The organism is Nocardioides sp. Leaf285 (assembly GCF_001422955.1).
Taxonomy (GTDB): Bacteria; Actinomycetota; Actinomycetes; order Propionibacteriales; family Nocardioidaceae; genus Nocardioides; species Nocardioides kribbensis.
Map to the genome: position 1 here is coordinate 566,577 of NZ_LMNH01000002.1, position 25,531 is coordinate 592,107.

At 71.1% G+C, this 25,531-nt stretch carries 28 protein-coding genes; 21 read left to right on the forward strand and 7 right to left on the reverse strand.

All coding sequences use genetic code 11. The features are described from left to right. The first annotated feature begins 82 nt into the window (after positions 1-82). The 5 genes from ASF47_RS07885 to ASF47_RS07905 all read left to right on the forward strand — a co-directional run bounded on the left by ASF47_RS07885 (position 83) and on the right by ASF47_RS07905 (position 2,923). Complete coding sequence (locus ASF47_RS07885) at positions 83-358, forward strand: MoaD/ThiS family protein (protein WP_200918986.1); 276 nt, start codon at positions 83-85, stop codon at positions 356-358. A gap of 93 nt (positions 359-451) precedes the next feature. Continuing rightward, the gene (locus tag ASF47_RS07890; RefSeq protein ID WP_056863426.1) at positions 452-949 is read left to right on the forward strand and encodes a thioredoxin family protein; all 498 of its coding nucleotides are present in this window, start codon (positions 452-454) and stop codon (positions 947-949) included. Positions 950-1,240: 291 nt separating this feature from the next. Continuing rightward, positions 1,241-1,696: a DUF4395 domain-containing protein gene (locus tag ASF47_RS07895; protein WP_056863427.1), complete on the forward strand. Its 456-nt coding sequence runs from the start codon at positions 1,241-1,243 to the stop codon at positions 1,694-1,696. A gap of 67 nt (positions 1,697-1,763) precedes the next feature. Beyond that, positions 1,764-2,627 (forward strand): sulfurtransferase, encoded by an 864-nt coding sequence (locus tag ASF47_RS07900; RefSeq protein WP_056863428.1) that lies wholly within the window; start codon positions 1,764-1,766, stop codon positions 2,625-2,627. Then, on the forward strand, positions 2,627-2,923 hold the full coding sequence (locus tag ASF47_RS07905; RefSeq protein ID WP_056863429.1) for a DUF1416 domain-containing protein: 297 nt from the start codon (positions 2,627-2,629) through the stop codon (positions 2,921-2,923). Before ASF47_RS07900 ends, ASF47_RS07905 begins: the two co-directional genes overlap by 1 nt. An 88-nt stretch (positions 2,924-3,011) precedes the next feature. On the opposite strand, the gene ASF47_RS07910 is transcribed toward ASF47_RS07905, so the two are convergent. Together ASF47_RS07910 and cysD are read right to left on the reverse strand one after the other, a co-directional pair. Further along, a complete protein-coding gene (locus ASF47_RS07910) occupies positions 3,012-4,307 on the reverse strand; it encodes a sulfate adenylyltransferase subunit 1 (protein ID WP_056863430.1) in 1,296 nt (431 codons plus the stop codon). Then, entirely contained in the window at positions 4,307-5,221 is a 915-nt protein-coding gene (gene cysD / locus ASF47_RS07915) for a sulfate adenylyltransferase subunit CysD (RefSeq protein ID WP_056863431.1), read from the reverse strand. The genes ASF47_RS07910 and cysD overlap by 1 nt, the downstream gene beginning before the upstream one ends. Positions 5,222-5,441: 220 nt before the next feature. Between cysD and gmd the strand changes: the two genes are divergently transcribed. After that, positions 5,442-6,479, forward strand: a complete 1,038-nt coding sequence (gene gmd, locus ASF47_RS07920; RefSeq protein WP_056863432.1) for a GDP-mannose 4,6-dehydratase — start codon at positions 5,442-5,444, stop codon at positions 6,477-6,479. Here the strand turns inward: gmd and ASF47_RS07925 are convergent. Both ASF47_RS07925 and cysC read right to left on the reverse strand, forming a co-directional pair. Further along, the gene (locus ASF47_RS07925) at positions 6,447-7,505 is read right to left on the reverse strand and encodes a sulfite exporter TauE/SafE family protein (protein WP_082500106.1); all 1,059 of its coding nucleotides are present in this window, start codon (positions 7,503-7,505) and stop codon (positions 6,447-6,449) included. The genes gmd and ASF47_RS07925 overlap by 33 nt on opposite strands. Before the next feature lie 85 nt (positions 7,506-7,590). After that, on the reverse strand, positions 7,591-8,874 hold the full coding sequence (gene cysC / locus ASF47_RS07930; RefSeq protein ID WP_235558678.1) for an adenylyl-sulfate kinase: 1,284 nt from the start codon (positions 8,872-8,874) through the stop codon (positions 7,591-7,593). A gap of 88 nt (positions 8,875-8,962) precedes the next feature. Here cysC and ASF47_RS07935 point away from each other — a divergent pair, with 88 nt between their 5' ends. The 9 genes from ASF47_RS07935 to ASF47_RS07970 all read left to right on the forward strand — a co-directional run bounded on the left by ASF47_RS07935 (position 8,963) and on the right by ASF47_RS07970 (position 13,538). Then, positions 8,963-9,943: an asparaginase gene (locus ASF47_RS07935; protein ID WP_056863433.1), complete on the forward strand. Its 981-nt coding sequence runs from the start codon at positions 8,963-8,965 to the stop codon at positions 9,941-9,943. 112 nt (positions 9,944-10,055) lie between these two features. Then, a complete protein-coding gene (locus tag ASF47_RS07940; protein WP_056863434.1) occupies positions 10,056-10,457 on the forward strand; it encodes a helix-turn-helix domain-containing protein in 402 nt (133 codons plus the stop codon). Positions 10,458-10,514: 57 nt separating this feature from the next. Further along, positions 10,515-11,264: a hypothetical protein gene (locus tag ASF47_RS07945; protein ID WP_056863435.1), complete on the forward strand. Its 750-nt coding sequence runs from the start codon at positions 10,515-10,517 to the stop codon at positions 11,262-11,264. A 156-nt stretch (positions 11,265-11,420) separates the two neighbouring features. After that, complete coding sequence (locus ASF47_RS07950) at positions 11,421-11,711, forward strand: DUF2516 family protein (protein ID WP_056903389.1); 291 nt, start codon at positions 11,421-11,423, stop codon at positions 11,709-11,711. Positions 11,712-11,737: 26 nt separating this feature from the next. Further along, on the forward strand, positions 11,738-11,941 hold the full coding sequence (locus ASF47_RS07955; protein ID WP_156697800.1) for a hypothetical protein: 204 nt from the start codon (positions 11,738-11,740) through the stop codon (positions 11,939-11,941). Between the two features lie 88 nt (positions 11,942-12,029). After that, positions 12,030-12,191 (forward strand): hypothetical protein, encoded by a 162-nt coding sequence (locus tag ASF47_RS21045; RefSeq protein ID WP_156697801.1) that lies wholly within the window; start codon positions 12,030-12,032, stop codon positions 12,189-12,191. A gap of 174 nt (positions 12,192-12,365) precedes the next feature. Further along, positions 12,366-12,722 carry a phosphomannose isomerase type II C-terminal cupin domain gene (locus tag ASF47_RS07960; protein WP_056863437.1) on the forward strand — a complete coding sequence of 119 codons (357 nt, stop codon included), beginning with the start codon at positions 12,366-12,368 and terminating at the stop codon, positions 12,720-12,722. A gap of 142 nt (positions 12,723-12,864) precedes the next feature. Further along, complete coding sequence (locus ASF47_RS07965; protein WP_056863438.1) at positions 12,865-13,044, forward strand: hypothetical protein; 180 nt, start codon at positions 12,865-12,867, stop codon at positions 13,042-13,044. 188 nt (positions 13,045-13,232) lie between these two features. Continuing rightward, a complete protein-coding gene (locus ASF47_RS07970) occupies positions 13,233-13,538 on the forward strand; it encodes an STAS domain-containing protein (protein ID WP_056863439.1) in 306 nt (101 codons plus the stop codon). Between the two features lie 43 nt (positions 13,539-13,581). On the opposite strand, the gene ASF47_RS07975 is transcribed toward ASF47_RS07970, so the two are convergent. Genes ASF47_RS07975 through ASF47_RS07985 form a run of 3 tightly spaced genes read right to left on the reverse strand, consistent with a single transcriptional unit; the run spans position 13,582 to position 17,701 of the window. Further along, positions 13,582-14,808 (reverse strand): glycosyltransferase, encoded by a 1,227-nt coding sequence (locus ASF47_RS07975; protein WP_200918987.1) that lies wholly within the window; start codon positions 14,806-14,808, stop codon positions 13,582-13,584. Further along, positions 14,805-16,454 (reverse strand): ArnT family glycosyltransferase, encoded by a 1,650-nt coding sequence (locus ASF47_RS07980; protein WP_056863440.1) that lies wholly within the window; start codon positions 16,452-16,454, stop codon positions 14,805-14,807. Before ASF47_RS07980 ends, ASF47_RS07975 begins: the two co-directional genes overlap by 4 nt. After that, entirely contained in the window at positions 16,451-17,701 is a 1,251-nt protein-coding gene (locus ASF47_RS07985; RefSeq protein ID WP_056863441.1) for a glycosyltransferase, read from the reverse strand. Before ASF47_RS07985 ends, ASF47_RS07980 begins: the two co-directional genes overlap by 4 nt. A gap of 683 nt (positions 17,702-18,384) precedes the next feature. On the opposite strand from ASF47_RS07985, the gene ASF47_RS07990 reads away from it, so the two are divergent. The 6 genes from ASF47_RS07990 to ASF47_RS08015 all read left to right on the forward strand — a co-directional run bounded on the left by ASF47_RS07990 (position 18,385) and on the right by ASF47_RS08015 (position 25,528). Continuing rightward, on the forward strand, positions 18,385-19,107 hold the full coding sequence (locus ASF47_RS07990; RefSeq protein WP_056863442.1) for a glycosyltransferase: 723 nt from the start codon (positions 18,385-18,387) through the stop codon (positions 19,105-19,107). Continuing rightward, a complete protein-coding gene (locus tag ASF47_RS07995) occupies positions 19,100-20,500 on the forward strand; it encodes a glycosyltransferase family 4 protein (RefSeq protein WP_056863443.1) in 1,401 nt (466 codons plus the stop codon). Before ASF47_RS07990 ends, ASF47_RS07995 begins: the two co-directional genes overlap by 8 nt. Positions 20,501-20,572: 72 nt before the next feature. After that, positions 20,573-22,138 carry a phospholipid carrier-dependent glycosyltransferase gene (locus ASF47_RS08000; protein ID WP_162242267.1) on the forward strand — a complete coding sequence of 522 codons (1,566 nt, stop codon included), beginning with the start codon at positions 20,573-20,575 and terminating at the stop codon, positions 22,136-22,138. Then, a complete protein-coding gene (locus ASF47_RS08005) occupies positions 22,135-23,568 on the forward strand; it encodes an oligosaccharide flippase family protein (protein WP_056863445.1) in 1,434 nt (477 codons plus the stop codon). Before ASF47_RS08000 ends, ASF47_RS08005 begins: the two co-directional genes overlap by 4 nt. Continuing rightward, positions 23,565-24,365, forward strand: coding sequence for an SGNH/GDSL hydrolase family protein (locus tag ASF47_RS08010; RefSeq protein ID WP_156697802.1), 801 nt, complete (start codon positions 23,565-23,567; stop codon positions 24,363-24,365). The genes ASF47_RS08005 and ASF47_RS08010 overlap by 4 nt, the downstream gene beginning before the upstream one ends. After that, positions 24,365-25,528, forward strand: a complete 1,164-nt coding sequence (locus ASF47_RS08015) for a glycosyltransferase family 4 protein (protein ID WP_156697803.1) — start codon at positions 24,365-24,367, stop codon at positions 25,526-25,528. The genes ASF47_RS08010 and ASF47_RS08015 overlap by 1 nt, the downstream gene beginning before the upstream one ends. Positions 25,529-25,531: the final 3 nt, after the last annotated feature.

A 25,531-nucleotide genomic window follows, 5' to 3' on the forward strand; every position in this document is an offset into this window, starting at 1 on the left:
ACCGAAACGCAACGCTGGGCTCCGGCGAGGTGCTACGCAGGACACACTAGGAAACTCCGGGGACACATTGGAAGGTTCCAAAGTGAATGAGACCGAAATCATCCACGTTCGTTACTGGGCCGGCGCCAAGGCGGCGGCCGGCGTCGGCGGCGACCGGATCGACGTGAGCGGCCCGATCTCGCTCGCCGAGGTCGTACGCCGGGCGACCGCGCTCCATCCGGGCACCAACCTGCCGGCGGTGCTGGCGGTGTGCTCCACGCTGGTCGGCGAGCAGCCGGTCGGCAGTCGCGACCCCGACACCGTCCTCGTGAAGCCGGGCGGCTCGGTGGAGTTCCTGCCGCCGTTCGCGGGCGGCTAGGCGCGGCGACCGGGACGGCGACCGGGACGGCGGCCGGGACAGTGACCGGGACAGTGACCGGAACAACGGCCGGCACCGTGCGGTTGACCACCCGTGTCCTCCGGAATCGTCATCGCCCTGGCCGCGGTCGTCGTCGCCCTCGCCTTCGGTCTCCACCGTCTGCGCACCGACGGTCGCTTCTCCTCGGCGCGCGCCGAGACGGCGGCCGCGCAGCCGTCCGCTGACGACGCCCCGCCGACGGACGGGCAGCGCGCGGCGGCGCCGGTCGCCGGCGCTCCGGCGACCTGGCAGGCGGTCCTCGAGGCCGTCCCCTCCGCCCGGCTCGGCCGGCAGGCGACCCTGCTGCAGTTCTCCAGCGCCTTCTGCGCGCCCTGCCGGGCCACGAAGCGCACCCTGAGCGAGGTCGCCGACGTCGTGCCCGGCGTGGTGCACCTCGAGGTCGACGCCGAGCACCACCTCGACCTGGTCCGGCGCCTCGACGTCCTCCGCACCCCGACCACCCTCGTCCTCGACGCCGCCGGCGTGGAGATCGCCCGTGCCGCGGGCGCCCCACGCAAGGAGCAGGTGCTGCAGGCGCTCGGCCGGGCGTAAGCGTCCGAGCCGATGTCCGCCATGCGGACCGTCGTCTCACGAGGCGAGATGTCGTGTCGTCGGTGAGCGACGGGTCGCCGTACCCTGGACGCATGTCCTCGACCTGGCTGACGAAGCGGCGCGCAGTGGACCACTGCCGCGTGCGCTCCTCGCTGTGTCGCATGCCCTGACCGATCTGCCGCGTCTCGACTCGTAAGTCGACTGATCCAGTGCAGTAATCTCGGTGCGGTCGTCCCTCGACCCGCCAGCGGGGCGCTCCAGCGCCGCCGCCCTCGTCCGAGCAGGAGAGACATGTCCACCACCAGCACTCGCCCGTCCGCCCCGACCGGCGCCGGCATCGACCCCCGCGGGCCGCAGTTCACCGCCACGCTCACCGCGGTCGTCCTCTTGGTCGTGCTGGTGCTGCCGCCGACCCCGGCAGCCGTGCTCACGGCGGTGCAGGCCGCGTTCTTCGCCCTCGGAGCGGCGCGCGGCGTGCAGCACACGCCCCACGCCTGGCTGTTCCGCACCGTCGTGCGCCCGCGGCTCTCGCCGCCCGACGACCTCGAGGACCCGGCCCCGCCGCGCTTCGCGCAGACGGTGGGTCTCGTCTTCACCCTGGTCGCCCTGGTCGGCTACCTGACCGGCGTCGTGCTGCTCGCGCAGGTCGCGATCGGCCTCGCCCTCGTCGCCGCCCTGCTCAACGCCGTCTTCCGGTTCTGCCTGGGCTGCGAGATGTACCTCCTGATCAAGCGCGCCACCGCCTGAGCGCCGTCCCTCCGACGAAGCACACACCAGACCCCCGCGCCGCAGGGCGCAACAGAAAGGTAATGACATGAGCCGCGAGAACTCCCTCGTCTCGACCCAGTGGGTCGAGGACCACCTCGACGACCCGAAGGTCGTCGTCATCGAGGTCGACGAGGACACCACGTCCTACGACAAGGGCCACATCAAGGGCGCCATCAAGCTCGACTGGACCACCGACCTCCAGGACCAGGTGCGCCGCGACTTCGTCGCCAAGGACCAGTTCTCGGCGCTGCTCTCCGAGCGCGGCGTCTCCAACGACGACACCGTGATCCTCTACGGCGGCAACAACAACTGGTTCGCGGCCTACGCCTACTGGTACTTCAAGCTCTACGGCCACGACGACGTCAAGCTCATGGACGGCGGTCGCAAGAAGTGGGAGCTCGACTCCCGTGAGCTCACCGACGAGCTGCCCACCCGCGACAAGGCCAGCTACACCGCCTCGGAGCAGGACCGCTCCATCCGCGCCTTCCGCGACGACACCGTGGCCGCCATTGGCGCGCAGAACCTCGTCGACGTGCGCAGCCCCGACGAGTACGCCGGGCGCCTCCTCGCCCCGGCCCACCTCCCGCAGGAGCAGGCCCAGCGCGCCGGCCACGTGCCGACCTCGATCAACGTGCCGTGGAGCAAGAACTGCAACGACGACGGCACCTTCAAGTCCGACGAGGACCTCAAGGCCCTCTACGCCGAGGCCGGCATCGACGACTCCAGGGACACCATCGCCCTGTGCCGCATCGGTGAGCGCTCCTCGCTGACCTGGTTCGTGCTCAAGGAGCTCCTCGGCCACCAGAACGTCAAGAACTACGACGGCTCCTGGACCGAGTACGGCTCCCTCGTCGGCGTGCCCGTCGCCCTCGGCGACGAGCCCGGCCAGGCCGACGGGCAGGGCGCCTGATGTGCGGCGCGACCGAGGGCGGTCTGTCCCTCGACGGCGTCAACGTCGCCAAGGAGGCCATCGTGCAGGGTCAGGTCGTGCGTGACGGCGAGCCCGTCGGCAACGCCTACGTGCGCCTGCTCGACCGCACCGGCGAGTTCACCGCCGAGGTCCCGACCTCGGCCACCGGTCACTTCCGGTTCTTCGCCGGCGAGGGCGAGTGGACCCTGCGCACCCTCGCCCCCAAGGCCGAGCCCGTCGACAAGAGGGTGCACGCCGCCGTGGGCAGCGTGGCCGAGGTCGTCGTCGCGATCTGAGCCCATCGCGCAGGCGCTGAGTCGCCTGCCCGGTACGACGAAGGCCCCCGACCTCGTGGTCGGGGGCCTTCGTCGTGCCGGGCGTGGATCAGCCGGCGTTGTTGATCATGCCGGCGCCGACGGTGATGCCGGTGGCCTCGTCGATGAGGATGAACGAGCCGGTCGTGCGGTTCTTCGAGTACGGGTCGCACAGCAGCGGCACCGTGGTGCGCAGGGTGACGCGACCGATCTCGTTGACCCCGAGCTCCTTGGTCTCCTGGTCGCGGTGCAGCGAGTTGACGTCCAGGCGGTACTGGATGTCCTTGACCAGGGCACGGGCGTTGCGGGTGGTGTGCTTGATGGCCAGCTTCTGGCGCGGCTTGAGCGGCGCCGTGGTCATCCAGCAGACCATCGCGTCGATGTCCTGGCTGGGCTGCGGGGCGTTCTTGACCCGGGCGATCATGTCGCCGCGCGAGACGTCGACGTCGTCCTCGAGGCGCACGGTCACCGACATGGGCGGGAACGCCTCGGTGACCTCCTGGTCGAAGAGGTCGATGCCGGCGATCTTCGAGGTCATGCCGCTGGGCAGCACGACCACCTCGTCGCCCGGCTTGAGGACGCCGCCGGCGACCTGGCCGCCGTAGCCGCGGTAGTCGTGGTGCTCGTCGGACTTCGGGCGCACGACGTACTGCACGGGGAAGCGTGCGTCGATGAGGTCGCGGTCGGAGGCGACGTGCACGTGCTCGAGGTGGTGCATGAGGGTCGGCCCGGAGTACCAGCCCATGTTCTCGGAGCGGTTGACGACGTTGTCGCCGGCCAGGGCCGAGATCGGGATGACCTCGAGGTCGGGGATGTTGAGCTTCGTCGCGAACTGGGTGAACTCGGCGTGGATCTTCTCGTAGACCTCCTGGGAGTAGTCGACGAGGTCCATCTTGTTCACCGCGAGCACGAGGTGGGGCACCCGCAGCAGCGACAGGATCACCGCGTGGCGGCGCGACTGCTCGGTGAGGCCCTGACGGGCGTCGACGAGCACCAGACCGAGGTCGGCGGTGGAGGCGCCGGTGACCATGTTGCGGGTGTACTGCACGTGGCCCGGGGTGTCGGCGATGATGAACTTGCGGTTGGGCGTCGCGAAGTAGCGGTAGGCCACGTCGATGGTGATGCCCTGCTCGCGCTCCGAGCGCAGACCGTCGGTCAGCAGCGCCAGGTCGGTGTAGTCGTAGCCCTTGGACTGGCTGGTGGCCTCGACGGCCTCCATCTGGTCCTCGAAGATCGACTTGGAGTCGAGCAGCAGGCGGCCGATGAGGGTCGACTTGCCGTCGTCGACCGACCCGGCGGTCGCGAACCGCAAGAGGTCCATGTTGGTGGTGATGGTCTCGGTGGTCTCGGTGTCGCTGGCGGCCATCAGAAGTAGCCCTCCTTCTTGCGGTCTTCCATGGCGGCCTCGGAGAAGCGGTCGTCGCCGCGGGTGGCGCCGCGCTCGGTGACCCGGGCGACCGCCACCTCCTCGATGATCTTCTCGATGGTGTCGGCGTCCGACTCCACGCAGCCGGTCTGGCTGAGGTCGCCCACGGTGCGGAAGCGGACGGTGCGCTCGGTGACGGTCTCGCCCGCGCGCAGCGGGTTGAGGTCGTTCTCGCTGAGCAGCATGCCGTCGCGCTCGAAGACGCGGCGCTGGTGGGAGTAGTAGATCGAGGGGATCTCGATGCCCTCGCGACCGATGTAGTCCCAGATGTCCAGCTCAGTCCAGTTGGAGATCGGGAAGATGCGCATGTGCTCGCCCTCGTGCAGGCGCCCGTTGTAGAGGCTCCACAGCTCGGGGCGCTGCATCTTCGGGTCCCACTGGCCGAACTCGTCGCGGTGGGAGTAGACGCGCTCCTTGGCGCGGGCCTTCTCCTCGTCGCGGCGACCGCCACCGAAGGCGGCCGTGAACTGGCCCTCCTCCAGCGCGTTCAGCAGCGTGCCGATCTGCAGGCGGTTGCGGCTGGTCTTGCCGTCGTCGACGACGATGCCGTCGGCGATGGCCTGGTCGACCGAGGCCACGATCAGGCGCAGGCCCAGGCGCTCGGCCCAGGAGTCGCGGGTGGCGAGCACCTCGGGGAAGTCGAGACCGGTGTCGACCTGCAGCACCGGGAAGGGGATCTTCGCGGGGTAGAAGGCCTTCTCGGCGAGGCGGAGCATCACGATGGAGTCCTTGCCGCCCGAGAACATCAGGACGGGCTTCTCGAACTCCGCTGCGACCTCACGGAAGATGTGGATCGACTCCGCTTCCAGCTGGTCGAGCTGGCTCAGCCGGTAGTCGGCGTGCGTTTCGGGCATGCGAAAGGGGACCTCTCCTCGGGACAGCAGCCCTCATCGTAGACCCGGCGCGGCCCGGGGCATGAAACGTCCACGTTGTCGCGCGTCATAGGGCACAAAGCGGGCCGGACGGACGGCCCGGTGCGCACCGGCGTGCCGGGCGGTCGCGGGGGCGGCGGGGGCGGTCGGCGGTCCGGGCCCCCGCTAGCGTTGCGTCACCATCGTCGGACGCAGGGGTTCCATGAAGCGCGCTCTCATCACCGGTATCACCGGACAGGACGGCTCGTACCTGGCCGAGCTGCTGCTCGGCAAGGGTTACGAGGTGCACGGCCTCCTCCGGCGGTCCTCGACCTTCAACACCTCGCGGATCGACCACCTCTACCAGGACGTCCACGACCCCGATGCGCGACTGCTGCTCCACCACGGCGACATCACCGACGCCGGACGGCTGATCCAGCTCGTCGAGCGCGTGCAGCCCGACGAGGTCTACAACCTGGCGGCGCAGTCGCACGTCAGGGTCAGCTTCGACGAGCCGGCCCACACCACCGACGTCACCGGTGTGGGGGCCGTGCGGCTGCTCGAGGCGGTGCGGGCCAGCGGCGTGCCGGCGCGGTTCTACCAGGCGTCGAGCTCGGAGATGTTCGGCGCGGTGAACCCGCCGCAGAGCGAGGACACCGCGCTGCACCCGCGCTCGCCCTACGGCGTCTCGAAGGTCTTCGCGCACTGGATGACCCGCAACTACCGCGACGGCTACGGGATGTTCGCGGTCAGCGGCATCCTCTTCAACCACGAGTCCCCCCGGCGCGGGGAGACCTTCCTGACCCGCAAGGTGACCCGCGCGGTGGCGGCGATCAAGACCGGCCGGGCCGACCACGTCTACCTCGGCAACCTCGACGCGGTCCGCGACTGGGGCTACGCCCCGGAGTACGTCGAGGGCATGTGGCGGATGATGCAGGCCGACGAGCCGCGGGACTACGTCCTGGCGACCGGCCGTGACTTCAGCGTGCGCGACTTCGTCGCGGCGGCCTTCGACCACGTCGGTCTGGACTGGGAGCGCCACGTCCGCTTCGACGAGCGCTACCTGCGGCCCACCGAGGTGGACGCGCTGCTGGGCGATCCTGGCAGGGCCGAGGCCGAGCTGGGCTGGAAGGCCACCGTGCACGTGCCGGAGCTGGCCCGGCTCATGGTCGACGCCGACCTCGAGGCCCTCGAGCACGAGGGCCCGACCTGGATCGACCGCCCGGTGCTATCCGACTGGCCGGTCGTCGGTCGGGCCTGACCCCTCCCCGACGCCCGCCCGTGCGGCCGCACGGTCGGTGCGCGAGCCGCCGTAGGACCACGAGTCGAGCTCGGAGACGGTCGGGGCGCCGAACATCGGCAGCCCCTGGCCCTTGCGCAGGAAGCCCCAGACGACGGGCACCAGCACGGCCATGACCAGGCCGATGACGCCGATGAGGATCGGGTGGGTCTCCTCGCGGCCCAGGGGCGCCCAGCCGGCCTTGTCGAGCAGCGCGACGCCCGACATGGTCAGCACGACGACAATGCCGCGGCGGATGAACGACTGCGGCACCTTGGGGGCGATCTTGCTGCCCAGGATGGTGCCGGGCACCGAGCCGATGATGAGCGGGATCGCGATGCCCCAGTCGAGGCCGTTGATGGCGATGTTGGAGATGGCCGCGGCGAGCACGAGCGGCACGGCCTGGACCAGGTCGGTGCCGACCAGCTTCACCGCGGACAGACCGGGGTAGAGCATGAGCAGCGCGATCATGATGACCGAGCCGGAGCCGACGCTGGTGATGCCGACCAGGATGCCGCCCAGGGCGCCCACGAGCAGCGTGGGGATCGGACGGACCTTGGGGTCGGGGTCGCCGGTGGGGCCGCCGGCGCGCACGCGGCGCAGGTTGACGTAGAGCCGCAGCGCGTAGGTGAAGGCGGCCAGCAGCAGCGCGAAGCCGATGCTGAGCTTCAGGACGCGGTCGAGCTGCTCCTCGTCGGTGGTGAAGAAGTGCACGAGGTAGGGCCCGGCGAAGGCCATCGGCACCGAGCCGAGGATCAGCCAGCCCGCCATCCTGAAGTTCGGAGAGCCCTCCTTGGCGTGCACGGCGGCACCGCCGGTCTTGTAGACGGCCGCCGCGGTGAGGTCGGCGGTCACGATCGTGGCCGCCTCACCGCCGCCGACACCGAGGAAGATCAGGGCCGGCGTCATCAGGGCGCCGCCGCCCATGCCGGTCAGCCCCACGACGATCCCGACGAGGAAGCCCGCCGCGAGGATCGAGAGCGCGGTCAGGGTGAGGATCTCGGTCATGCGGGGATCCTCCTGGATCCGACGAGGGCGGGGACGACGACGCGCAGGACATCATCGATCCGGGTGGCGGGCGACGCGGGCGCGCTCACGGCGTGGGCTCCGTCGACAGGGTCGCCGGGGTGGAGGAGTCGTCGCGCGCCGCGGGACGGTGGGCGCCCGACAGGAGGTCGAGGTAGCCGGCGTCGCGCAGGGCGACGAGCACGTCGTGCAGGGCGTCGTCGATGGAGCGGCCCGTGGTGTCGACGCGGACGTCGGCGTCTGCGGGCTCCTCGTAGGGCGAGGAGATGCCGGTGAACTCGGGGATCTCGCCGCGGCGGGCCTTGGCGTAGAGCCCCTTGCGGTCACGCCGCTCGCACTCCTCGAGCGGGGTGGCGACGTGGACCAGGAAGAAGGCGCCGCCGGCGGCGTCGACCATCTCGCGCACCTGCTGGCGGGTCTCGTCGAAGGGGGCGATCGGGCTGCACACGGCCAGGCCGCCGTGGCGGGACACCTCGGCGGCGACCCAGCCGATCCGGCGGATGTTGGTCTCGCGGTCGGCCTTGGAGAAGGTCAGGCCGGCCGAGAGGTTGCGGCGCACGACGTCGCCGTCGAGGGAGGTCAGGCTGCGCCGGCCCTGCTCGAGCACGCGATCCATCAGCGCCTGGGCCAAGGTCGACTTGCCGCTGCCCGAGAGGCCGGTGAAGAAGAGCACCAGGCCCTGGTCCTCGGGGGCCGGGCGGTCGCGGTCGACGATGGCCGCGACGTCGTCAGGGAGGTCGGCGTCGTCGCCGGCGTCGGGGAGGGCCAGCACCGGGTCACCGGCGGCGAAGGTCTCGACGACCTGCACGCCGAGGGCGTGGTCGGCCTCGGCGTCGTCGTGGGAGGCCAGCGGCACGGCCACGACGACGGCGTCGGGCAGCGAGGCGGCGGCGGCCAGCGTGGCCCGGACCAGGGCGACCGGCGACAGGTCCGCCGTGCCGGTGCCGACGAGGGCGAGCAGCGCGACGGGGCCGACCTCGCGCAGCCGGTCGAGCTGGTCGAGGCTCAGCGGGCCGGCGACGGGCACGAAGGTGCGGCCCGCGTGGTGGCGTCGGACGCTGCTGGGGGAGAGGTAGCGGTCGCGGAAGGGGCCGTACTGCGCGTGGGTCAGGGCCTCGACCGGTCCGGTCGGCCAGGGGGCGCGCGCCAGCGGCAGGCCCTCGGGGTCGACCAGCTCGACGGCACCGGCGGCCCGGGCTGCCTCGGCGACGTCGGTCGGGAGGGTCAGCGTCACGACGCTGCCGTCCTGGTTGAAGCCCGTCAGCGGCGCGAGGGCCCCGGTGGTGAGCAGCTCGAGGTCGTCGAGCTCTCGTGGGGTCGGGCAGTGCTGGGGCACGGAGGAGGCAGGCACGGCCGCCATCCTAAGCGGAGTAATCGAGGGGACTTGAGCGGTCGACTCGGCGTCGGTCGGGAGGAGGCGCGCGGCTAACCTCACGGGCATGTCCTCAGCCCAGCCAGCAGCCGAGATGCCCGTCGTCGTCGCCGAGATCCAGCGCTCCGGATTCGTCGAGGGCCACCACTACGGATCGGTCGTGGCGCTGGGCGCCGACGGAGCCGTGGAGTGGTCGGTCGGCGCTGTCGAGACGCCGATCCTGCCGCGCTCGTGCAACAAGCCGGTGCAGGCCCTCGGCATGGTCGAGGCCGGCCTCGACCTGCCGCCCGACCTGCTCGCGCTGGCCTGCGCGTCGCACTCCGGGGAGCCCTTCCACATCGACGGCGTCCGGCGCATCCTCGCCAGCGCCGGGCTCGAGGAGAGCCTGCTGCTGACGCCGGCCGACTACCCGCTCGACGACCAGGCCCGTGAGGACGTCATCCGCGCCGGCGGCGCCAAGGCGCCCGTGCTGATGAACTGCTCGGGCAAGCACGCCGCCATGCTCGTCACCTGCGCGGTCAACGGCTGGGACCTCGCCACCTACCGCGACGCCGACCACCCGCTCCAGGTCGCACTCCGTGCCACCTTCGAGCGGCTCACCGGCGAGGGCGTCGACACCGTGGCCGTCGACGGGTGCGGCGCGCCGCTGCTGTCGACCTCGCTGGTCGGTCTCGCGCGGGCCTTCCGTGCCCTCGCGGTGGCCGAGGACGGCCCCGAGCGCCGGATCGCCGAGGCGATCCGCGCCTTCCCGCAGAACGTGTCGGGCAGCCGACGCGACGAGCTCACCCTGCTCACCGCCCTGCCGGGTGCGATCGGGAAGGCGGGTGCGGAGTCCTGCTACGCCGTCGCCCTGCCCGACGGGCGGGCCTTCGCGCTGAAGACCGACGACGGCGCCCCGCGGGTGCGCCCGGTGCTGATGGCCGAGGCGCTGCGGCGCAGCGGGGTCGACGCCGAGGAGTGGGTGGACGGGGAGGCCGTGCGGCGCACGGGTGAGCTGGTGCTGCTGGGCGGAGGAGTGCCGGTCGGGCGGATCGTGGCCTGCTTCTGAGCTCATCCAGAAGGGTGTGCTAGCGGTGCTAGCGGGAATAGGCCCTGCCGTGTGAGGCGGTGCACAGTGCTAGCGCTTGCAAGCGCTAGCAATTGCTAGCACTATGGAACGCATGGCACAGGGAAAGGTCGGCAAGACCGTCGTCTCGCTCGGCGACTACCTCAAGGAGCAGCGCACCACCGCGCAGCTCTCCTTGCGGCAGCTCGCCCAGCAGGCCGGCGTCTCCAACCCCTACCTCAGCCAGATCGAGCGCGGGCTGCGCAAGCCCTCCGCCGAGGTGCTCCAGCAGATCGCCAAGGCGCTGCGCATCTCGGCCGAGCAGCTCTACATCCACGCGGGCATCGTCAGCCCCGACGACGGCGTCGGCGGCAGCGTGGAGATCGCCGTGCTCAACGACACGGCGCTGACCGAGCGGCAGAAGCAGTCCCTGCTCGACGTCTACCAGAGCTTCCTCGCGCTGAACGCCACCGGGCAGGGCAGCACCTCCCCGGCCGCGGCCGGCGACGAGGCCTGAGCGACCACCACCCAGGTCCGGCACGGAGCCGGACCGACCCCACAGGAGGAAACAGACATGGCGAAGGCCAAGTTCGACATCAAGACCGAGGCGACCAAGGGCCTCTACGCGGGTGCCGGCGTGGCCGACCTCGCCGTCGAGGCGGTCCGCGACTACGTCGCCGACGTGCAGAAGAAGGTCTCCGACGTGCAGAAGGACGTGCACGCCAAGGTCAACGGCCTCAAGCCCGCCGCCCTGCGCGACAAGGCCACCACCGCGGTCAGCAACCGTGTCGAGACCATCACCGACGAGGCCAAGGCCCGCCGCGAGGCCATCGAGGCCCGCGTCGCCGAGCTCCAGGCGCTCCCCACGCGCGTGCAGTCGGCCGTCAACGAGAACGTCGACACCGCCACCTCGGCCTACGCCGACCTGGCCAAGCGCGGCGAGGTCCTCGTCGGGCGTATCCGCAAGCAGGAGGCGACCCAGGCCACGGTGAAGCAGGCCAAGTCGACCAAGGCCCGCGCCAAGACCACCGTGACCCAGGCCAAGAAGTCGGCCGAGGCCACCACGAAGCAGGCCGAGACCTCGGCCAAGAGCACGGCCGAGACCGCGAAGAAGGCCGCTGCCTCGACCCGCAGCACCGCCAAGACCGCGGCCAAGAAGACCACCTCCACGGCCAAGACCGCCGCGAAGAAGACCACCACCACGGCCAAGAAGACCTCGGCGCCCGCCCAGAGCAGCGCGAAGGCCACCACCACCACGGCCAAGAAGACGGCCTCCGCCGCCACCGAGGCCGTCACCGAGGCCGCCAAGAAGGTCGGCGACTGAAGAGACCCCGACGACGACCAGCTGAGGCTGTTCTGACTCACGCACGACGACGAGACCCCCGGGCCCGCTGGCCCGGGGGTCTCGTCGTTCGGTGGGCAGATCGCCGTCGGAGGGCGTCGCGCCCCCGAGCGCGGCGTCGTTGGCTAGGCTCGGGGCGTGCCCAACGTGACCGAGCTCGAGCTCAACTTCTACCTCGTCGTGGCCTTCGTGATCCTCGTGGTGAAGATCTTCACCTTCGTCAACGCGCTGATGTTCTCCGGCGAGGCCTACGAGGCGGCCGGCAAGCTGACCAAGCCGGCCTGGTGCCTGATCCTCGGCATCGGTGTGGCGGTCAACGTGCTCCTGCTGGGCTCGCCCATCTCGTTCCTCAACCTGATCTTCCTCATCGCGGCGCTGGTCTACCTCGCCGACGTGAGGCCCGCGCTGCTCTCGTTGACCAGGCGGTGAGACGCTCCGGCCTCTACGCTGTGTCGGTGCGGCGTCTTCTGGCGGTCGGGTTCTTCCTCGCCCTGACCGTCCTGGCGCTTCTGCTGCTCGCGGGTCACGGCCCGTGGGCGGGGGAGTCGTTCTGGGCGTTCGACGAGTCCCACGGGTTGAACACCGGTGACGTCCCCGTCCTGGCGATCTGGGGCATGGGCGTGGTGGGGTGCGTACTGCTGTGGACCCACGACAGCTGAACCGACGCTCGCCCTAGTCACAAATAACTAGGGCGGTCGCGCCGATCGCATCGTGCACGTGGTCCGCGGATGCCGCGATGATCTCAGTGTGAACCTCGTCCTCGCCCTCCTCGTCGGATGGATGCTGCTGTCGGTGCCGCTGGGCCTCGCCGTGGCCGCCGTGCTCCGGGGCCCGAGACGACGCCTGCGGGTCGGCTCCCTCACGCCGGTGCCCGTAGTCGGAGACAACGCCCTCATGGACGTCGCCTGATCGGACGCTGCGACCGTCCGGGCTCCTCAGCCCGGCCCCGAACGACGGGCCGATGAAGTTTCGATGTCGGCGTCATTCCGAGCGCGCTGCTGCCCTTACCCTTTACTGTGAGCGGTCACCACGGCCGCCGCCGTCGGTGCTTGCTCCGACGGCAAGCACGGGGGGACGAGAGACATGGCATCTGAGTTCGAGCAGCGGCCCTGGGGCGCCTGGTACGTCCTGGACGAGGACGAGGGCTTCAAGGTCAAGCGGATCGACGTCAAGCCGCATTCGCGGCTGAGTTACCAGACGCACGAGCACCGCGCGGAGCACTGGTTCGTCGTGACCGGCAAGGCGACCTGCGTCATCGACGGGGAGACCATCATCGCCGGGCCGGGTCAGACCGTCGACGTGGAGATCGGGCAGGCCCACCGGATCATGAACGAGGAGGACACCCTCCTGCAGATCGTCGAGATCCAGATGGGCCGCTACACCGGCGAGGACGACATCGTGCGCCTCGAGGACGACTACGGGCGCCACGACGCGGTCTGAGGTCCCCGCGAGGATTCCGTGGCCGAGGGCCGTCACCTCGCGAAAGCATGAACGGTGGCCGGTGGGCCTAGTCATCATTGACTAGGCCCACCGCCACGTTCGTGCGAAGCGGCGTGCCTCGGCCGCAGTCGATGATGGGCGGGTGAACGCCGTCCTGATCCTGCTCGTGACCTGGATCCCGCTCTCGCTCCCGCTCGGCATGGTCGTCGCTGCGATCCTGCGGGGCGCGCTCTCGGCTGTGCCGCAGAGACGGGCCCACCAGCCGCTCAGCCTCGTGTCCCGGCCGTCAGACACCGAGGCCCCGCTGGCTGACGTCGCCTGACGCGGTCTGCCGCGGCGACCCCAGGCCGGTAGCCCAGGCGGGCCAGCCTGTTCGGGTGGAGGTGACGCAGAGGAGCAGCGGGTAAAGTAGGGAAGGTCCCGAGGCACCCCGTGGTCCCGCCGTCCAAGGCGAGCCCGCCCCGGGTCGCTCCGCCACCCTGGCGCTCCGGCGCCGGTCAGGTGCTCCACGTGATCCTCACCCACCTGCTGACGCAGCCCGGCCTCTGCTCGCTGCGATACGCCGGTGACCTCGACGCGTTCACCGCTGCGTCCATCCGACGAGCCGTCGGCGACGCCCTGGCGTCGGGTTGTCGTCAGGTCGTTCTTGATCTCACCGACGTGGCCTTCGTCGACGCCTCAGCCCTCGGAGTGCTCGCGCGCACCTGGGCCGATGTCACCAGGTCGGGCGCCGGCATCGTGATCGAGAGCGCGAGCGCCACGTTCGAGCGGACGTCGCGGCGCGCCGGCACCACCGCGGTCTTCGCGTCGGCCTGAGGGCCGGCCCGTCGCGCGCCGACCGGCCCTCGGCCAGGGGGCGTCAGCCGACGAGCTCGTCCACCGGGACCGCCACCGGCCGCCCCCCGGACCGCCGGCGCAGCACGACCAGGATGCCGGAGGCCCGCTGGGGGTAGACCACCCGGCTCATGAAGGCGTACCGCCCCGCGAAGGCCAGGACGATCAGGCCCGCCTGCGAAGCGAGCTCGCCTGCGCCGAGGACGCCGACGGCGAGCACGAGGAGGGGCAGGCGCACCAACTGCTCCAGGTTGTTGAACAGCACTGCCTGCCACGCCCTGCGTCGACGAGATGAGAGCCCGCGTCGGTCGCCGAAGACGAACCGCTCCTGCAGGACGAAGTTGCTGACGATGGCGACCTCGGTCGCGAGCACGCTGGCCGGCAGGTAGTGCACGCCCACGACCAGCAGCAGCGCCATGCACGCCAGGTTGACCGCGAGACCGGTCAGCCCGACCAGGCCGAAACGCACCATGCGACCGGCCCTGAGGTTGAGCAGCTGACGCACGAAGAGGATGCCCTGGCGCAGGTCGGCCTTCGACTCACCCGCGTGGCGCTCGCCGAACTCGAAGGGGACCTCGGTGACCCGCAGAGGGTGGCGCGCGAGGATCTCCAGCAGGATCTTGAAGCCCATGGGCTCGAGCCGGTCCACGTCCAGCGCGCTGCGCCGCACGGCGAAGAATCCCGTCATGGGGTCGGTGCAGTCGCGCAGTCGCCGGGGGAACAGCGCCTTGGCGGACCACGTCGACGCCCGGCTGACAGCGTGGCGCAGTCCGCCGGCGAGGCCGTCGGCTCCTCCGTCCTCGCAGTAGCGCGACGCGACGGCGACGTCGTGGCCCCGGAGGGCCGCCACGAGCAGCGGCACCGTGGCGGGTGGGTGCTGCAGGTCGCCGTCCATGACGACCACGGTCTCGGCGCTGCTGGCCCGGATACCCGCGATCACCGCGCCCCCGAGCCCGCCCTGGCGCTGGCCTGCCGCGCGGTGGACCAGCCTGACCGGCAGGTCGACCTCGCGGGCGACGGCCCGGACGACGTCGGGCGTGGCGTCGTCGGAGTCGTCCACGAAGACCACCTCGTGCCGGCCGTCGCGGCCGAGCACCTCCTGCAGGGCCAGCACGAGCGGCACGACGTTGTCCTGCTCGTTGTAGGTCGGCACGACCACGGAGGTCGTCGGACGGACCGCCGGACCCTGGTCGCGTCGTTGCGCGACGGACGCCGCAATGCTGGGGTCGTCCTTGAGGTCGATCGTGGTCACTGGGCCCTCCGCCACACGTCGTAGAGCTTGGTCTGAGCGGGTCCGTCGACGACCCTGCGGATCTGCACCAGGGTCGAGCGCTCGCCCCACTCCGCCACGGGCTCGCTGTGACGGATGGCTCGCGAGAGCTGGGGCTTGGACTCCAGCGTGAGTCGGGAGTCGAGGATGGTGCGGTCGAGCACCAGGTAGTCGACCGAGCGCCACCCGTCGGGCAGGTTGGCCCTGCGGGCGATGGGGTCACCGTCGAGCTTGTAGGCCCAGATGGGCCCGGACCAGCCGTCGGAGGACCACCCGAGGTTGACGAGAGTGCTCCAGTAGGAGTCGCTAGCGGCGATCCTGGTGTCGCGCTCGAGGTTGGCGTCCATCCACGCGACGGCCGAGTCGTACGGCTCGGTGCCCTCGTCGGTCAGGGCGAGCTCGATGCGGTCGGCGTGGGTCGGGCCGGTCCAGGCCACGACGGCGAGGAGTGCGGCCGCCAGGCCAGCGCGCCCGACCCGGCGCAGGCGCGGGCCCCGGGAGGACACCGCCGTGGTCGCGCGGTCGGCGATGCCGGCGATCGCGACGGCGGCGAACGGCAGCACACCGATGACGTACATGACGGGCATGTAGCCCCCCGGTCGCAGCGCCACGACCGCCATGGTGGTGACGAGGACGCCGACGCAGCGCAGCCGCGGGACGGCCAGGCACACCAGGCCGGCGACGACGCCGCCGATCGGGAGGAGCTCGTCGTAGAAGAGCCAGCTGTCGAGGACGGTATAGGCGTCGCTCCCCACCTGCCAGAAGTTGCCGGAGCCACCGCGGTCGACGAGCTGGAACAGGACGGCGTCCTGGACCGACACGTGGTCGGGACCGGCGAACAGCTCGAGCTTGAGGAGGGCGTAGAGCGGGTAGAGGCCGACGACCAGACCGCTCGCCATCAGCGCGCCGACCACGCCGAAGGCTCGGGTGGGACGGTAGGCGTAGGCCCACAGGCCGGCCAGGAGCGCCGGTGCGGCCAGCACGGCCGTCTCCTTGGTGAGCACGGCGACGCCGAAGCAGACGCCGGCGCCGACGTACTGCCACAGGTTGCGACGCGGGCTGGTGACCAGGGCCATCGCCCCGACGACCCACGGGAGCGTCAGGTTGTCGAGCATGACCTGGCGTCCCTCGAACACCACGAGCGGCGAGAGGCCCCACAGCAGCATCGCGCCCAGGGAGAAGCCGCGCCGAAGGCCGAGGTTGCGGCTCAGACGGTAGACCAGCAGCGCGGTCACCGCGGTGTAGAGCACCATGACGTAGCGCGCCACGGTGATGCTGGGCTCCACGCCGACGAGGGTCGGAAGGCCGAGGAACGAGGCCAGCTGCAGCCAGCCGGCCGGCGGGTGGTCGTACCAGTAGGTGTAATGGGCCAGGTCGCCCTGGTAGACGGCCCAGGCCTGGGCGACGTAGGTGCCCTCGTCGTCGAAGTAGGCCGGCCACCCGTTGAGGTTGGCCACGTGGACCAGGACGACGAGGGCGACGGCGAGACCGACCCAGACGGCCGGGCTGGGACGGCGACGGAGCCCGCCGCGACGGTGGGGTGAGCCCGGCGTCTCCGGCGCGTCGGACGGGCGGTCCACGGGGCCGGTGGGCACCGGGGCGAGGTGGCGGCCTTCCAGGAGACTCATGCCGCCACCTCCTCGAGGTGCGCACCCACGTGGCTGGTCTTCTCCCACGAGAAGTTGCCGCTCCAGTACTTGCCGACAGCGCGCAGCGAGGCCGCGGCCAGCAGCAGCTGGTAGAACGGCGTCGAGACCACGAGCCACACGTAGTCCAGGGCGCGGATGCGCACCTGGAGGTCGCGACCGAACTCGTGGAGCACGATGATCTCGAAGGCGATCGTCATCAGGGCCGGCGCGAGCGGGGCGAAGGCGATCAGCACGGCGAGGATCGGGAGGCCCCCGATGATGGCCGACGCCACCGCGAGGGGCAGCACCAGCCCGGCGAAGGCCACCGTGTACTGCTGACTCAGCAGCCAGAGCGCCCGGACGCGCTGCCGGCGCGTGGGGAGCTTGCGCCACTCGCCCTTGGCCATGACCTGCATGAAGCCGAGCGCCCACCGCGTGCGCTGCTTGACGAACGCGGCGACGGTGTCGGGGGTCTCCTCCTGGGTGACCAGGGCGGGCTCGTAGACGCAGACGGTCTTCTTGCCCAGAACGGAGAGCCTGACGCCGATCTCGCAGTCCTCGGCGAGGCAGTCACCGTCCCAGCCCCCGACCTCCTCGAGCAGCGCTCGACGGATGAAGACGGTGTTGCCGCCCAGAGGCACGAAGCCGTTGTCGGCGTGACCGTGCAGGCGCGAGCGGAACCAGATCCGGTACTCCAGGCAGTTGCGCAGGCTGAACCATCGGCTGCGCAGGTTCATGAGGTGCACCGCGCCCTGCACGACATCGGCGCCTTCGCGCCGGAAGGTGTGGTCGACGTGGCGCAAGAGGCCGGGAGCGGTGAGCGACTCCGCGTCGATGATGCCGACGACGTCTCCGGAGCACTCCTGCAGGGTGCTGTTGAGCTGGCGCGGCTTGTTCTTGTGCTCGTCGTGGTTGATCGCGATGTGCACGCGAGGGTCACGGGCCGCGATGCGCCGAGCTGCCTCGATCGTCGCCTCGTCGTCGTGGCCGAGACTGATGAAGACCTCGAAGTCAGGGTGGTCCTGCGCCAGGAGGCGACGGACCGTCTCGGCCATCACGCGCTCGCTCTCGTCGCGGCACGGCATGATCAGGCTGAACGACAGTCCCGGTCGGTCGGTGCGCGGAGCGTTGATCGACTCGTAGGCCTCAGGCGAGCCCCAGGCGTGCATCATCCACCACAAGGTGGCCGCCGAGATCGTCGTGAGCGCGACAGCCACGACCACGACCAGGACGACGAGCGCCGTCACGGGTGTCGCTCGCGGCGTGTGGTGGACGTGCCGTGAGTGGGCACGGCAGTAGTGAGTGACATCGTCTTTCCCCCCGGTTGCGACGATCAGTGGACCGGGGGGCGGCGACGGTGCCGCACCAGAACCCCAGGTCGGGATGGACTGTACAAATGTCCGATCGACTATGGCAATCGTCGGTTAAATCACGTAGTGGGCTTTTGGGTTAACGCCAGGTTTCCCGCGCCCGCCTGTCACGCCCCGTTCACCGGCGCGTCGAGCGGGTCGACGTGGCGGTGCGCGGGGGTGAGCGAGGCCGCGACGAGTTCGGTGCGCCGGCCCCCGTCCGACCTCCGTCGCAGGTCAGAGACCTGAGACGGGTGCCGAACGCCCCGGTCGACGCCACCCGTGAGCGGGGTCGGAGCACCCGAGGGCTGCGACACGTCGTGTGTTCGATCATGCATCTCACGTGTCGGACTAGAAAATTCTCGACCGATCGGAGGATGCGCGGAGGGCTCGGTCCGGACTGGCTTTGCTTTGCGAGTCGTGTTCTCCTGTGGACGGATCCGAGGCGGCCGGGCAGCGACCGGGCATCACCGCGCGGGTCCTTCAGATCGATCTGGGGGGATCACATGAGCATCACCGCTGGGCGAGTGCGCCCTGACGAGGGGCGGTCCGGGCGCGGTCCGGGACCGCGCCCCTCCTCCGTGGCCGACCTCGAGGTCGTCATCCCGGTGCTCAACGAGGAGCTGCGCCTGGGCGCGACCCTCGACGAGATCGCCGTGGCTCTGGCCGACGCGCCCTTCTCCGTGTCCGTGGTCGTCGTCGACAACGGATGCACCGACGGGACCGCCGACGTGCTGGAGCGCTTCCGCGACCGGCTCGACCTCCGTCTGGTCAGCTGCTCGGAGCGGGGCAAGGGCGCGGCTGTCAGGCGCGGTGTGCTGGAGACCAGGGCCGCCGTCGTCGCCTACTGCGACGCCGACCTGTCGACGCCGCCGAGTGCGTTGCTGGACGGGATGCAGATGGTGCGCGGTGGTCACGACGCCGTCATCGGGAGCAGGCGGGCCATCGGCGCCAGCATCGAGGTGCCCCAGAGCCTGTTGCGCCAGGTCGGCAGCCGGGCCTTCAACCGCGTGGCCACGACCATCGTCGGCCCGATGCCCGACACCCAGTGCGGGTTCAAGATGCTCGACGGCGCGTTGGCCCGGCGGGTCTTCGGCAGCATGCGCTTGCAGGGCTACGCCTTCGACGTCGAGCTGATCGCCCGCATCCAGCGCACCGATGCCGTGGTGGCCGAGCTGCCGGTGAGCTGGTCGAACGACGCCGGCAGCCGGTTCAACGTCGTCAGCGACGGCTGGCGCTCCTTCCGCGACCTGATGACCGTGCGGCGGGTGCTCAACGAGACCGAGGCGGTGGCCCGTGCGTGACGACACGAGCGGATACGTCGTCGTGGCCAACTGGCGCGACCTGGACCACCCGCAGGCGGGTGGGGCGGAGCTGGTGTGCGACGAGGTCGCTGCGGACCTCGCCCGGAGGGGACACCGCGTGGTGCTGCTGACCTCCTCCGTGGCAGGCCGGCCGCGCGAGGAGGAGGTCCACGGCTACACCGTGCGTCGGCGGGGTGGTCGCTTCACCGTCTACGCCTGGGCGCTGCTGTGGCTCCTCCTGCACCGTCGCAGCGTGCGGGCCGTGATCGACTCCCAGAACGGCATCCCGTTCTTCAGCCCGCTCGCGGTGCGGCGCTCGACCCCGTGCCTCCTCCTCCTGCACCACGTGCACCAGGACCAGTTCGCCCTCTACTTCCCGCGGCCGGTGGCCGCGGTCGGACGCTTCCTGGAGTCCACGGTCTCACGCGCCGTCTACGGCACCAGGACGGTCATCGCAGTGTCCCCGTCCACCCGCCAGGGCGCGCGGGAGATCCTCCAGCTGCGCGGCGAGGTGAAGATCGTCCCGCCCGGCTGGCGGGTGAGCCTCGACCTCGCGACCTCCTCGCCGGTCAAGACGGACCACCCCTCCGTCGTGAGCGTCGGTCGCCTCGTGCCGCACAAGCGCACGGGCATGACCATCGAGGCGGTGGCCGCGCTGCGGGCGACGATCCCCGACATCACCCTCGACGTGGTGGGAGGGGGCACCGAGCTGGAGGGTCTGAAGCGACTGGCCGCAGACCTCGGGGTCGACGACATCGTCACCTTCCGGCCCCACTGCAGCAACGAGGAGCGCGACCAGGTGGTGGCAGCGTCGTGGCTGTGCGTCAACGCCTCCGAGGGGGAGGGGTGGGGCATCTCCGTGATCGAGGCCAACGCACTCGGCACCCCGGTGGTGGCCTACGCCCGCCCGGGTCTGCGTGACTCCATCCAGCACGGCACCAACGGGTGGCTGATCGACGACGCCCAGCCGCTGGCGAACGCTGCAGCGCCGCTGCTCGCCGAGCTCGCCGCCCCGGCCCACCGGGCGGCCCTGGCCGCGGCCTGCCACAGCTGGGCTCTGAACTTCACGTGGAGTGCGATGACCGGGCGCATCTGGTCGGCCGTCGAGCAGGAGACCCGTCGACTGTCGCTGCCCCACCCCGAGCGTCGTACGGGGTCAGACGTCTCGACGGTCGTGCGGGTGCCCGCCGAGCTGGTGCCGGTCGACTGGCAGCCCCGTCTGCGACACGGCGACGTGGTCAGCACCGGCCCGGGATGGGTCGAGGTCTTCCTCGCCAACGCCGACACCAGCGCGAGCGCCGCCGTGATGCGGCGCGTCGGCATCGTCGACGACGGGCGCATCGAGTACCGCGTCGCTCGCCGGCGGGACCACCTGGCTCCCCTGGCCGGCTGATCCGTGACCCAGACCGAGGACCGGGCCACGTCCGCGCGGCCTGAGCAGCCGGTCCACCGGGCCGACTCGCCGGTGAGGACGCACGCCTGGTCGACGCGCGCTGCTGCGACGCTGAGGAGGAGGCCGACGCCGCGACTCGTCGACCTGCTGCTCCCCGCGGGGCTGCTGGTGCTCGCGCTCGCGCTGCGGTGGTTCCGTGTGGAGAGTGCCTACGACGTCTTCATCGACGAGGTCACCTACCGCGAGCTCGCGCACAACGTGGCCACCGGTGCAGGGGTCGTGCTGTACGGCGAGCCCTTCACCCTGCACCCGCCGGTCTCCTTCCTCGTCCTCGGTGGTGCGCTCCGACTCCTCGGTCCCGACCTCGCCCCCCTCGACTCGATCCTGGCGCTGCGGCACGTGAGCGCGGCCGCCGGAGCCCTGGTCGTCGTCGCGGTCTGGGCCCTGGCCCGCCGTGTGGGTCTGGGCCGAGTCCCGGCCCTCGTCGCGGGTGGCCTGGTCGCCGTCGACCCCTTCCAGATCTCCTTCGACAGCAGAGTGCTGATCGAGCCCTTCGCCCAGCTGTTCCTCCTCGGGTGCCTGCTGCTCCTGGTCACCGCTGCTCGCACCACCGAGCGGACCCGCGAGCGGTGGGCCACCGCCGGCGCGGCCGTCCTCGGCGGGCTGACGCTCTCGACCAAGGAGACCTTCGGCATGGTGCTGGTCGGAGCCCTCGCCGTGCTGGCCCTGTGGTTCGGTGCGGCGGTGCGGCGGCGGACCACGGTGACCGTGCTGGTCGGCAGCATCGCCGGCTACGCGTTGTGCAGCCTGGCCGTGGCCTCGTCGTACGGCTTCTCCACGTGGTGGGACTCGCGGACCGAGGGGCTCGCGCGTCTCGTCGGCACCGAGCAGCCGACCGGCTTCAACTCCCCGACGACCCAGGTGACGCTCACCTCCCGCATCGCCGCCAACGCCCAGGACTTCGCGGTGACCTACGGCCTCCTCCTGCTCGGCGGCATCGCCACGCTCGTGCTGCTGCGGCGGCTCGTCGCCGCCAGCGAGCGTGCCGCTCTGAGGCCGGACCCGATCGCCGTGGTGCTGCCGGCCTGGAGCCTGGCTGCCTGCGGCTACCTCGTCTACGCCACGTTCATCGGCTCGATCGAGGAGCAGATGTACTACATCACCCTGGCGCCCTGCGTCCTGACCCTCGTCCTGTGGGCCCGGTCGTGGGCCGCCGGCATCGGTCACCGACTCGCCCCCGTCGTGGTCGCCGTCCTCGTGGTCGTGCCGGTGCTCTTCGACGTGTCGGTGTGGCACCGCACCCACACGACCGACGTCGATGCCTACGCGGCCTTCGTGCACTGGGAGGCCGACGCCATCACCGCCGGCAGCCGCATGGCGGTCACCGAGGGCACCGCGCAGTTCCTGGTCGAGAACGCCGAGCTGGGCGAGTGGTCGACCGTGCGCGAGTTCCGTCGCGAGGACGTCGACTACGTCCTCGTGCAGACCAAGCTCGTGCGTGAGGGGTACGGGCTCGCCAGGCCGGCCGTCCTGGCGCGTCTGGAGAAGCAGGCGGACGTCGTCTTCGAGGCGCCGGCGGCCGACGGAGACCGGCTCGTGCTCTTCGACGTGCGCCCCTTGACGGGCGGGTCGTCATGACCGGCTCGACCGTCGAGGACACCGCCGGACCCTCCGCGTCGAGCGGCTGGGCCCGCGGGGCTCTCTGGCTCTCCCTGGCCGTCGTGGCCATCAGCGGCGGCAACTACCTCTTCAGCCTCTCCATGGCGAGGCTGCTGCCGCAGGCCGCATTCGTCGAGTTCGTCGGTGTGCAGTCGGTGCTCCTGGTGATCGGGACCGGGGTCATGGCGGCGGTGCCGTGGGTCGTGGCCCGCGAGGTGGCCCACGCCTCGACCCTGGGCGAGGGGGCGGGGCACGCCCGACGACAGGCACTCCACTTCGGCGTGGTCGCAGCCTCCGTCCAGGGTGTCGTGCTGGCGGCGCTGACGTTCGTGATCTGCCTGGGCATCGGAGGTCCCGGCCTCGCGCTCGTCGCAGCCGGCGCAGCACTGGCGACCTCGCTGCTCGCAGCCCCGGTCGGGTTCCTCCAGGGTCAGCAACGCATGTCGACCATCGCTCTGCTGCGCATCGGCGAGGCCGTGGGCCGGATCGTGATCGGTCTGGTCGCGGTGGTCGCGCTCGGCGGATCGGCGATCGGCGCGGTAGCCGGGATGCCGGTAGCCAGCGCACTGCTGCTGGGGGCGGCTGTCGTCCTGTGCCGTGCCGGACTACCGCTGCGGCGACCCCGTCGGGGCGTCACCCGCGAGCTGTTGTCCACGGCCCTGGTGCTCGGCGTCGTGCAGGTGCTGCTGACGATGCTGTCGAGCGTCGACACCGTGGTGGCGGCAGCGGCTGGTTGGTCGGACCTGGACGGGTACGCCTACCAGGCCGCTGCGCTGCTCGGGCGCGCGCCGCTCTTCCTCAGCATCGCGCTCGGCCAAGCCATCTATCCCGCCCTCGTCGCCGCTCGGTCCGACGAGGCTCATGCCGAGCAGCTGCGGCTGGGGGTAGCCCTCTTCGCCCGACTGGGAGTCCTCGCCCTCCTCGCCTTCCTCACCGTGCCGACCGACCTGGTCGCGGTGGTGGGCGGGGAAGCCGCTGGCGAGGTGTCCGCGCTGGTGCGCATCACCGGGGTCACGGGAGTCGCTGCCGGTGTGGTCAACCTCCTCGTGGTGGGCCTCCTCGCCCGCGCGCGCTCCCGCACTGCGCTCCTGGTCCTGCTCGCGGCCGCCGTGCTGCAGACCGTCGCCCTCGCGCTGGCGTCCACACGCGGTGCCTACGCCGTGGCACTCACCGCGGCCGTCGTCATGGTGGGACTGCTGTGCCACCTCGCGGTGCGCACCCGGTCGTGGCGCCCCTGGGCAGGTGTCGGGCGGTCGGACCTCGCCGGCGCCCTGCTCGCCACGGCGTTCCTCGCAGGCGCCGACGCCTCCGGCTCCACCTGGGTCTGGCTCCTGGCCGTGCCGCTGGCCACCGCGGCGCTCCTCGGCACCTCCCTGCACCACCTCCTCGTCTCGAGAGGCACCTCATGACCGCTCATTCGTCAGTCGATCGTGCTCTTCCCGGACTCGACGCGCGCGGGCCACGCTGTCTGCTCCTGGGCGGGAGCACTGCCACCGGCTTGGGGGTGCGGGGGCATTCGTTCGGTCGACGGTCGGCCGATCAACTCGGCGCAAGTCAGGTACTGGATCTGACAGCTAGCGGACCGTTGCTCGACGAGGCCTTGCAGCGTGTTCAGGAGATGGTGGACTTCGCCCCGGACGTCGTCATCATCGGATGCGGAATCGCCGAGTCCATCGTGCACCCGCCCCGACGTGTCCAGGACTTCATCGAGCGTTTCGCGCCCTCCGGATGGCATGGCGTGGCGGGACTGCAACCGCGCCCCTACTTCTCCACTTCGTCATGGCGCCGTCGCACACGCCAGCGAGTCACGTCATGGGCCAAGGTGCGCGTGAAGACGGCGACGATGAAGTTCGGTGCTCGGCAGCGAATGGATCCTGCTGAATTCCGGCAGCACTTCGACCTGCTCCTGACGTCGCTGCGGCCTTTGGGGGCGTGCGTTGTCGTCGTCGGTGCCTGGGAGACCGACGACAGACTCTTCCCGGGGACCAACGACGCCTTTCGAGCGCTCGACGTCACGCTCGCCGAGTCGATCGCGGCTCAAGGCGCACTGCTGATCGATCCCCGACTCTGCCTGCGGATCTGGGACGACTATCTCGAGGACCATATGCATTGGAACGATGCCGGCCACGAAAGGGTGGCGGCTCAGGTGGTCAGCGCTGTACGGACCGCCGGGCCGTCGTCCAGGCGCACCGCGGGCGGCGAGTGATGGCGGCCGGGAGCGAGCGGACCCAGTTTTCGAGGCTGCGCATCCTCCACCTCGGGTTCGAGGACCATCGACGCCCCGGGAGCGGTGGCGGCTCGGCACGCAACCGGGCCGTCAACGCACGGCTTGCCCGGCACCACGACATCACGATGGTGACCGCCCGCTACCCGGGCGCGGAGGACCGTGTCGAGGACGGCGTACGTCACGTCCACCTCGGCATCGGTCGTGGCTACATGGTCTCGCTTCTCAGCTACTTCGCCTGCCTGCCGTGGTTCCTCCTGCGCCACTCCCGGCACCACGACCTGGTCGTGGAGGAGTTCGCGGCGCCACTCGGGTCGGTCTCGGCGCCGCGGTGGACCCGACGTCCGACGCTCGCGGTGGTCCAGTGGCTGGACGCAGCGGGCAAGTCGCGGCAGTACCACCTGCCGTTCCTCGCCTTCGAGTCCCTGGGGCTGCGCTCGCACCGCCGAGCGGTGGCCGTCTCGCACGACCTCGCCGACCAGATCGGGTCCCGCGCACCTGCGCTACGCGTGGACGTCGTGCCGAACGGGGTCGAGCCGGAGGCCTTCGAGGTGAGCGAGCCCGACAGCGGCGACGTGGTCTACCTCGGCCGCCTCGAGATCGCGCAGAAGGGCCTGGACCTGCTGTGCGAGGCGTGGGCCCGCGCGGCCGACCGGATCGGAGGGCGCCTGCTCATCGCAGGCGACGGTCCCGACCGGGCCAGGCTGGAGCGGCTCTGCGAGCGTCTCGGCATCGCTGACAGCGTGGTGATGCTCGGCCGTGTGGAGGGGGAGGAGAAGCTGCGGCTGCTCGCTGGCGCGCGGGTCGTCGCGATGCCCTCGCGCTACGAGACCTTCGGCATGGTGGCGGTGGAGGCGCTGGCCTGCGGCAGCCCCGTGGTTGCCTACGCCATCCCCTGCCTGCGCGAGGTCGTGCCCGAGGGGAGCGGCGTCCTCGTGACGGACCTGCTCGACGCGGGGGCCTACGCCGAGGCGCTCGCGGCCGCGTGGCACGACCCCGGTCTCAAGGCCCGGGCCGCCGGGAGCGGGCGCGACTTCGCCCGTCGCTTCGAGTGGGACGCCATCGCGCGCGAGCAGGAGGCGGTCTACCTCGACGTGGCCCGAGCGGGCGCGGCGTCCAGGCCCGCCCCGGCGGAGCGCAGGTGAGCC

Coding starts and splice junctions, on each gene's coding strand:
- ASF47_RS07895 (WP_056863427.1), top strand. CDS start 1,241: ATGTCCACCACCAGCACTCGCCCGTCCGCCCCGACCGGCGCCGGCATC.
- ASF47_RS07900 (WP_056863428.1), top strand. CDS start 1,764: ATGAGCCGCGAGAACTCCCTCGTCTCGACCCAGTGGGTCGAGGACCAC.
- ASF47_RS07905 (WP_056863429.1), top strand. CDS start 2,627: ATGTGCGGCGCGACCGAGGGCGGTCTGTCCCTCGACGGCGTCAACGTC.
- ASF47_RS07910 (WP_056863430.1), bottom strand. CDS start 4,307: ATGGCCGCCAGCGACACCGAGACCACCGAGACCATCACCACCAACATG.
- cysD (WP_056863431.1), bottom strand. CDS start 5,221: ATGCCCGAAACGCACGCCGACTACCGGCTGAGCCAGCTCGACCAGCTG.
- gmd (WP_056863432.1), top strand. CDS start 5,442: ATGAAGCGCGCTCTCATCACCGGTATCACCGGACAGGACGGCTCGTAC.
- ASF47_RS07925 (WP_082500106.1), bottom strand. CDS start 7,505: ATGACCGAGATCCTCACCCTGACCGCGCTCTCGATCCTCGCGGCGGGC.
- ASF47_RS07935 (WP_056863433.1), top strand. CDS start 8,963: ATGTCCTCAGCCCAGCCAGCAGCCGAGATGCCCGTCGTCGTCGCCGAG.
- ASF47_RS07940 (WP_056863434.1), top strand. CDS start 10,056: ATGGCACAGGGAAAGGTCGGCAAGACCGTCGTCTCGCTCGGCGACTAC.
- ASF47_RS07945 (WP_056863435.1), top strand. CDS start 10,515: ATGGCGAAGGCCAAGTTCGACATCAAGACCGAGGCGACCAAGGGCCTC.
- ASF47_RS07960 (WP_056863437.1), top strand. CDS start 12,366: ATGGCATCTGAGTTCGAGCAGCGGCCCTGGGGCGCCTGGTACGTCCTG.
- ASF47_RS07980 (WP_056863440.1), bottom strand. CDS start 16,454: ATGAGTCTCCTGGAAGGCCGCCACCTCGCCCCGGTGCCCACCGGCCCC.
- ASF47_RS08005 (WP_056863445.1), top strand. CDS start 22,135: ATGACCGGCTCGACCGTCGAGGACACCGCCGGACCCTCCGCGTCGAGC.
- ASF47_RS08010 (WP_156697802.1), top strand. CDS start 23,565: ATGACCGCTCATTCGTCAGTCGATCGTGCTCTTCCCGGACTCGACGCG.
- ASF47_RS08015 (WP_156697803.1), top strand. CDS start 24,365: ATGGCGGCCGGGAGCGAGCGGACCCAGTTTTCGAGGCTGCGCATCCTC.